The 6555-nt window shown below is 40.0% G+C and carries 3 protein-coding genes, 3 tRNA genes, 2 rRNA genes and 1 riboswitch (1 of these 9 cut by a window edge); of the genes, 1 reads left to right on the plus strand and 7 read right to left on the minus strand.

What is annotated here, in order from left to right:
- Positions 1-16: 16 nt before the first annotated feature.
- A complete protein-coding gene (metK, locus tag CS873_RS06540; protein ID WP_099975067.1) occupies positions 17-1213 on the minus strand; it encodes a methionine adenosyltransferase in 1197 nt (398 codons plus the stop codon).
- Positions 1211-1294: riboswitch (SMK box riboswitch) on the minus strand. (Overlaps the previous gene by 3 nt.)
- Before the next feature lie 80 nt (positions 1295-1374).
- Between metK and CS873_RS08150 the strand changes: the two genes are divergently transcribed.
- Entirely contained in the window at positions 1375-2046 is a 672-nt protein-coding gene (locus CS873_RS08150) for a hypothetical protein (protein ID WP_169922463.1), read from the plus strand.
- A 37-nt stretch (positions 2047-2083) separates the two neighbouring features.
- On the opposite strand, the gene CS873_RS06550 is transcribed toward CS873_RS08150, so the two are convergent.
- The 6 genes from CS873_RS06550 to CS873_RS06575 all read right to left on the minus strand — a co-directional run.
- Positions 2084-2156, minus strand: a tRNA-Val gene (locus tag CS873_RS06550).
- A gap of 4 nt (positions 2157-2160) precedes the next feature.
- Positions 2161-2232: transfer RNA gene (locus tag CS873_RS06555), tRNA-Glu, on the minus strand.
- Between the two features lie 71 nt (positions 2233-2303).
- Complete coding sequence (locus CS873_RS06560) at positions 2304-3488, minus strand: aminotransferase class I/II-fold pyridoxal phosphate-dependent enzyme (RefSeq protein WP_099975069.1); 1185 nt, start codon at positions 3486-3488, stop codon at positions 2304-2306.
- Between the two features lie 122 nt (positions 3489-3610).
- A tRNA-Asn gene (locus CS873_RS06565) sits at positions 3611-3683 on the minus strand.
- Between the two features lie 7 nt (positions 3684-3690).
- A 5S ribosomal RNA gene (rrf, locus tag CS873_RS06570) occupies positions 3691-3807 on the minus strand.
- Between the two features lie 65 nt (positions 3808-3872).
- A 23S ribosomal RNA gene (locus CS873_RS06575) occupies positions 3873-6555 on the minus strand (it continues 234 nt past the right edge of the window).

Consider the following 6555-nt stretch of genomic DNA (forward strand, 5'->3'; position numbering starts at 1 on the left):
AACGCCTCTGTACTCGTTAATCTTTATTTAAGAATGCCTTGATATCATTAACTTTATCAAGATTTTCCCAAGGTAGATTAATATCTGTACGTCCAAAGTGGCCATAAGCCGCTGTTTGTTTATAAATTGGTCGTTTAAGATCTAACATTTTAATAATTCCAAGAGGTCTTAAGTCAAAGTTAGCATTAATACAATCAACTATTTGTTGTTCAGAATAATCACTTGTACCAAATGTCTCTACATGAACTGAAACTGGACGAGCAACACCAATTGCATAAGCAATTTGTACTTCACATTTTTTTGTTATTCCAGCAGCAACAAGATTTTTTGCTATATAGCGTGCTGCATAACTGGCAGAACGGTCAACCTTTGTAGCATCTTTTCCGGAGAAAGCACCACCACCGTGTCTTGCCATACCACCATATGTATCAACGATAATTTTGCGACCGGTTAATCCTGAATCACCTTCTGGTCCACCAAGTACAAAGCGTCCAGTTGGATTAATGAAATACTTAGTATTTTCATCAATTAACTCGCTTGGAGCAACTTCATCGATAATGTATTTTTTAACATCATCTTTTACTTGTTGAAGAGTTGCACTTTCTTTATGTTGAGTACTCAATACGATAGTATCAATTCTCACTGGATTATCATTTTCATCGTATTCAACAGTTACTTGTGCCTTAGCATCAGGTAATAGATAATCAATCTTACCTTCTTTTCTAAGATCAGCTGTTTTTCTCATAATTCTATGAGCTAATGAAATAGGCAATGGCATGTATTCTTTAGTTTCATCATTTGCGTAACCAAATACAAATCCTTGATCACCAGCACCGATTTGATCAAATGGATCAACATCTGTGTTTTCTCTATTTTCTAAAGCTTCATCAACACCTTGAGCAATATCAGGTGATTGTTCGTCTAAAGCAACTAGAACAGCACAACTATTGCCATCAAAACCAGGATTTGAACCATCATATCCGATTTCTTTAATTGTTTCCCTAACAACAGATTGAATATCAACATAAGCAGATGTTGATATTTCACCTACTACCAATACTAATCCAGTAGTAACTGTGGTTTCACAGGCAACACGTGCATCTGGATCTTCTGTTAAAATAGCATCTAAGATTGAATCACTGATTTGATCAGCAACTTTGTCTGGATGTCCTTCTGATACTGATTCAGAAGTAAATAAATAATTCTTAGACATTTTTTGTCTTCCACCTTTCGGTTACAGGGCTCATTTTTTAAAAATTTTAAAAAATCCCATCAGGAACCTCTTAATACATTAACACAATTAATTTTGATTTTCATGAAAAACTTGAAACCCAGTTAATCATTATCTAAAATAGTAACAGTAAAGGAGATTTTATGAAAATAACCCCCACAAAAAATATTTTAAATTCTGTTTTAGAATTAGTAAGTTACTATATTTTCCCAATTATTTACATATGGCACTATAATCTTAGTAGCTTAAAATTAAATATTACATTTACCATTATGTTAGGTATGATTGCCTTCTATAAAAACTTCTTTAAACCATATCGACCTAACACATACTTCAATATATTCTATTCTGTATTATTCATCGTTATATGTGCTTTTTCGATAAAATCTCTAAATGTATTCGTGATGATATTGCTATACTCACAATTATTGCTACTTTTTATTTCGAAGACCATTTCGCGAAATCTAAAAATTCTAGACACAATCATTGAGTCGTTTATAGTTCCATCATTTTGTTCTATCGCCATATCTTTTGTAAATATACATTTTATTTCTTTTACATTTATAATTCCTGTATTGCTAGTAAATATTGCAGCAATCATCATTGATTTCTACGATGGAGAAAATATTTTTGACTATCTACAATTAATTTTTATGAGTGCTATACTGATTATTCTTTACTATATGAAATACATTGAATTAACAACTTCTATCGCTATCATTGTCTTCATAGTCATAATGGCTCTGATTAAAAATCACTTTAAAACATCAAACTTAGTCAACCGTATAATCGGTAACCTATTGTTGATAATATAAAAAAACATTCAATCAAAAGATTGAATGTTTTTTATTATGGAGGATACAGGGATCGAACCTGTGACCTCCTGCTTGTAAGGCAGATGCTCTCCCAGCTGAGCTAATCCTCCATGATGACCCGTACGGGATTTGAACCCATGTTACCGCCGTGAAAGGGCGGTGTCTTAACCACTTGACCAACGGGTCATATTTCTTGTACCAAAATTAGCACAAGAAATACTATACAGGATTGTAATTAACTAGACAAGTATTTTATTTTATAAATTAGCAGTAAATTTTTCTATTCGATTCATTGCTTCAGTTAAATCCTCAATTGATGAGGCATACGAAATCCTAAAATGATTTTCTCCACCTTTTCCAAATGCACTACCAGGTGTTACACCAACTTTAGCCTCATTTGCCAATTTCTCAGCAAATTCAACATCGTCCATACCATATTTTGAAGGAATACGTGAAAAACTATAAAAAGCTCCTTCAGGAACCAGTGTTTCGTATCCAAGTTCATTTAATCGAGAAACTACAAAATCTCTTCTTTCTTGATAAACATCTCTCATTGCCTTTGCATCATCAATTCCTACTGTTAAAGCTTCAACAGCAGCGTATTGAGCAGGGTTAGAAGGCGCTGTAACCGTATAAGCATGCATTTTACTTGCATTGGTTATAAAGTCCTTAGGAGCTGCTATATAGCCTATACGATAACCAGTCATAGCGTGTGATTTTGATAAACCATTTATAACAACAGTTTTACCTGGCATTAGTTTTGCTAGAGAAACGTGTTCTTGACCATAAGTAATCTCAGAATATATTTCATCAGAAACTACGTACATTCTTTTGTTCTTAACTACATCAACTATTTCTTGCAAGTCAGATTCAGTATATTCATATCCAGTAGGATTACCAGGAAAGTTCATTAATATTGCTTTCACTGAATCCTCACCTTCTTTAACGAGAACCTCTTCTAACTTCTTACCAGTTAATCTGAAACCATCTTCTGACATATCAACTTGGATAGGAATACCACCCAAAACTTCAATAATTGGCATATATAAGGCAAATGTAGGTGTTGGTACTATAACTTTATCACCAGGGTTTAAAATAGCTCCCATAGATGAAAATATAGCCTCAGTGGCACCTATAGTTACAACTATTTCTGATTCAGGATCATAGTCTAAGCCTTGTCGTGTTTTTAAATATTTAGAAATAGCATCTCGTAATTCTGGAATTCCTTTTTGTTCAGAATAATGTGATTTGTTCTCTTGTATACTCCTAATTGCTGCTTCTTTCACGTGATCAGAAACATTAAAATCAGGTTCTCCTAATGTTAACTTAATTATTCCAGGTATTTTAGAAAATTTGTCATTAAATAATCTAATCTTTGAAACCCCTAAAGGATTAATAATCTTGTTATAAACATCTTTTACTGAATTATCTAATTTTGGCATATGGTACCTCCTAAATTCATTTATCTACCTTTTATTCTAAACGATTTTGCACAATAATGAGAGTGTTTTTCTCTTTTTGACAGAAAAAAAGAGATATGTCTTATGACATATCTCTTTAAGTACTCCGGTTGTCAGACTCGAACTGACGACATCCTGATTAACAGTCAGACGCTCTACCAACTGAGCTAAACCGGAATAATACGCGTGGCGACTTCCTATCCTCGCAGGTAGTTTCCCACCAACTACTTTCGGCGTTAAGAAGCTTAACTTCTGTGTTCGGCATGGGAACAGGTGTATCCTTCTTGCCATCATCACCACACTATTGGTACCTCGTACCTTCAAAACTAGATATTAAGAAATTTTAAAACACTTTAAACCACTTACTCGATTAAGCCCTCGATCTATTAGTACTGCTCAGCTCCATATGTCGCCATACTTCCACCCGCAGCCTATCTACGTCATCATCTTTAACGGATCTTACTTCCTTAACGGAATGGGAAATCTCATCTTGAGGGGGGCTTCGCACTTAGATGCTTTCAGCGCTTATCCCGTCCATACATAGCTACCCAGCAATGCCCTTGGCAGAACAACTGGTACACCAGAGGTATGTCCATCCCGGTCCTCTCGTACTAAGGACAGCTCCTCTCAAATTTCCTACGCCCGCGACGGATAGGGACCGAACTGTCTCACGACGTTCTGAACCCAGCTCGCGTACCGCTTTAATGGGCGAACAGCCCAACCCTTGGGACCGACTACAGCCCCAGGATGCGATGAGCCGACATCGAGGTGCCAAACCTCCCCGTCGATGTGAACTCTTGGGGGAGATAAGCCTGTTATCCCCAGGGTAGCTTTTATCCGTTGAGCGATGGCCCTTCCATGCGGTACCACCGGATCACTAAGTCCGACTTTCGTCCCTGCTCGACTTGTCAGTCTCGCAGTCAAGCTCTCTTATACCTTTACACTCTGCGAATGATTTCCAACCATTCTGAGAGAACCTTTGAGCGCCTCCGTTACTATTTAGGAGGCGACCGCCCCAGTCAAACTGCCCACCAGACACTGTCCCTCGCCGCGATTATCGGCGTAGGTTAGAGTTTTCATATAACAAGGGTAGTATCCCACCAATGCCTCCATCGAAACTAGCGTTCCGACTTCAACGGCTCCTACCTATCCTGTACATGTTACACAAAAACTCAATATCAAGCTACAGTAAAGCTCCATGGGGTCTTTCCGTCCTGTCGCGGGTAACCCGCATCTTCACGGGTATTATAATTTCACCGAGTCTCTCGTTGAGACAGTGCCCAAATCATTACGCCTTTCGTGCGGGTCGGAACTTACCCGACAAGGAATTTCGCTACCTTAGGACCGTTATAGTTACGGCCGCCGTTTACTGGGGCTTCAATTCTTAGCTTCGCCGAAGCTAACCAATCCTCTTAACCTTCCAGCACCGGGCAGGCGTCAGCCCATATACGTCATCTTACGATTTAGCATAGACCTGTGTTTTTGATAAACAGTTGTTTGGGCCTATTCACTGCGGCTGGCTTTTACACCAGCACCCCTTCTCCCGAAGTTACGGGGTCATTTTGCCGAGTTCCTTAACGAGAGTTCACTCGCTGACCTTAGGATTCTCTCCTCGACTACCTGTGTCGGTTTGCGGTACGGGTAGTTTAATTCTAACTAGAAACTTTTCTTGGCAGTGTGAGTTACTGTGCTTCGCTACTTAAATTTCGCTCCCCATCACAACTTGTCCTTATAGTTATAAGCATTTAACTCATATCAAGACTCGCGGCTTGGACACACTTTTCCAGCTGTGTGCACACATCATCCTCCTGCGTCCTTCCATCGTTCAAACAAATTAAACTAGTACAGGAATATCAACCTGTTATCCATCGATTACACCTCTCGGTCTCATCTTAGGCCCCGACTAACCCTGGGAGGACGAGCCTTCCCCAGGAAACCTTAGTCTTTCGGCCGATAGGATTCTCACCTATCTTTCGCTACTCATACCGGCATTCTCACTTCTATGAACTCCACTGCTCCTCACGGTACAGCTTCAATGTTCATACAACGCTCTCCTACCACGCATCTTACGATGCATCCACAGTTTCGGTATTATGCTTAGCCCCGGTACATTTTCGGCGCAGAATCACTCGACTAGTGAGCTGTTACGCACTCTTTGAATGAATGGCTGCTTCTGAGCCAACATCCTAGTTGTCTAGGCATTTCCACATCCTTTTCCACTTAGCATAAATTTTGGGACCTTAACTGGTGATCTGGGCTGTTTCCCTTTCGACGATGGATCTTATCACTCATCGTCTGACTCCCGTGTATAAATCGGTGGCATTCGGAGTTTATCTGAATTCGGTAACCCGAGATGGGCCCCTAGTCCAAACAGTGCTCTACCTCCACGATCCTTACCACGAGGCTAACCCTAAAGCTATTTCGGAGAGAACCAGCTATCTCCAAGTTCGTTTGGAATTTCACCGCTACCCACACCTCATCCCAGCACTTTTCAACGTACATGGGTTCGGTCCTCCAGTGAGTTTTACCTCACCTTCAACCTGGACATGGGTAGGTCACTTGGTTTCGGGTCTACGTCTACATACTCAATTCGCCCTATTCAGACTCGCTTTCGCTACGGCTCCGTATTTTCTACTTAACCTTGCATGCAAACGTAACTCGCCGGTTCATTCTACAAAAGGCACGCCATCACCCGTAAATGGGCTCTGACTACTTGTAGGCACATGGTTTCAGGATCTATTTCACTCCCCTCCCGGGGTTCTTTTCACCTTTCCCTCACGGTACTGGTTCACTATCGGTCACTAGGTAGTATTTAGCCTTGGGAGATGGTCCTCCCAGATTCCGACGGGGTTTCACGTGTCCCGCCGTACTCAGGATACTGACTAGAGTTGCTTGCATTTCGCTTACGAGGCTTTCACTCTCTTTGGCTGATCTTTCCAAATCATTCAGCTATACTTACATTTTTTCTCATGTCGTCAGTCCTACAACCCCAAAGAGCAAGCTCTCTGGTTTGGGCTATTCCCGTTTCGCTCGCCGCTACTCAGGGAAT

The sequence above is a fragment of the Companilactobacillus metriopterae genome, assembly GCF_002762335.1.
Taxonomy (GTDB): Bacteria; Bacillota; Bacilli; order Lactobacillales; family Lactobacillaceae; genus Companilactobacillus; species Companilactobacillus metriopterae.

Excerpts from the sequence above, each read along its gene's own strand:
- metK (WP_099975067.1), bottom strand. The coding sequence starts at position 1,213 with ATGTCTAAGAATTATTTATTTACTTCTGAATCAGTATCAGAAGGACAT.
- CS873_RS08150 (WP_169922463.1), top strand. The coding sequence starts at position 1,375 with ATGAAAATAACCCCCACAAAAAATATTTTAAATTCTGTTTTAGAATTA.
- CS873_RS06560 (WP_099975069.1), bottom strand. The coding sequence starts at position 3,488 with ATGCCAAAATTAGATAATTCAGTAAAAGATGTTTATAACAAGATTATT.